This is a genomic window from Cryptosporangium sp. NPDC051539 (assembly GCF_044454545.1).
Taxonomy (GTDB): Bacteria; Actinomycetota; Actinomycetes; order Mycobacteriales; family Cryptosporangiaceae; genus Cryptosporangium.
On the sequence record NZ_JBITDV010000039.1, the window covers coordinates 1 to 1,348 of the forward strand.

Sequence of the window (1,348 nt, forward strand, 5' to 3'; positions counted from 1 at the left end):
TACTACAGCAGCGCTTCGTTAGATAGTTGCTGTCTTCGCTGGTAGTGGGCTTTTCGGGCGCGGGCCTGGTGGCGTCGGCGGAGCCGTGACCAGTCCAGGGCGTGCCGGAGAGTTCGTGTGGGTGTGCCGATCAGATGTGCCAGGAGACGGCGGATCTCGTTCGGGCTGAGGGCGACCAGGTCGCTGCTGCTTTTGGGTCGGTGGCGGCGGTGACGGCGAGGAAGGCGTGGGCGAGCATCGCGAGGGTGATGTGCCGGTACCAGGCCGTCCAGGTCCGGACCTGGTAGTGGTCGAGGCCGGTCTCGTTTTTGGCGGCTTGGAAGCATTCTTCGATCGCCCAGCGGGCACCGGCGACGCGCACGAGCGTGTCGATGGTGGTGCCGACCGGTCCGGCGCAGAGGTAGAACGCCAGGTCGGTGGGGTCGGTGAGGCTGCGGCGGAGCAGCACCCACCGGCCACCGGTATCGGCGGGCGCGCTGGGTAAGGCGGCCATGGCCCAGTCGTAGACCCGCGGGCCTTTCGCGCCGTCACCGGCAGAGAGCCGTTTCCAGGCCTGAGCAGGGGCCTGCCCGGCCAGGGTGTCGACCCGCGCCGAACCGGCCGGGCCCAGGTCCGCGCTCTGGCTGCGGGGAACAGCGACGACATAGCTGATCCGGCGCTGGTCGCAGAAGGCCCGGAACTTCGAGTCCTTTCCGTAGGCCTCGTCCGCAGTCACCCACCGGGCCGGCGCCCCGGCGTCCAGCGCCCGGGCCAGCATGTCGGTGGCCAGCCGCGGTTTGGTCGCGAACCCCACCGAGTCCGGGACTGCCGCGTCGGTGAGTCTCTCCGGCGCCCCGGTCCAGGACTTCGGCAAATACAGTTCCCGGTCGATCAACGCCCGCCCGGCCGGGGACGCATACGCCAGGAACACTCCGAGCTGGCAGTTCTCTATCCGCCCGGCCGTGCCGGAGTACTGCCGCTGCACTCCGGCTGAACGCACGCCCTTCTTCAGGAACCCGGTCTCATCCACGATCAGCACACCATCGGGATCACCGAGACTCTCGAACACATAGTTCCGCAGGTCATCACGCACGAGGTCGGCATCCCATCGGGCGATCCGCAGAAATCGCTGCATCCGATCCGGCGTCGAATCCCCCGCCGCCTCGGCCAACTGCCAGCCATTCTTACGCTCTACCGGCGCTAGCAAACCCGTCAGATACACCCGCGCCTGCCGACGCGTCTCCGCCCGTCCGAACCGGCCCGCGATCCGTGCCACCAGCCCGTCCAACCCCGCAGCCCACGCCGCCAAATCCTCACTGACCACATCAGACACACGAGCAGGCTAATACAACGAAGCGCTGCTGTAGTA

The 1,348-nt window shown here is 68.0% G+C and carries 1 pseudogene; it reads right to left on the bottom strand.

Features of this window, described 5'->3' with window-relative positions:
- Positions 1-18: 18 nt before the first annotated feature.
- Positions 19-1,303: pseudogene (locus tag ACIBZJ_RS43195) on the bottom strand (IS701 family transposase).
- Positions 1,304-1,348 lie beyond the last annotated feature (45 nt).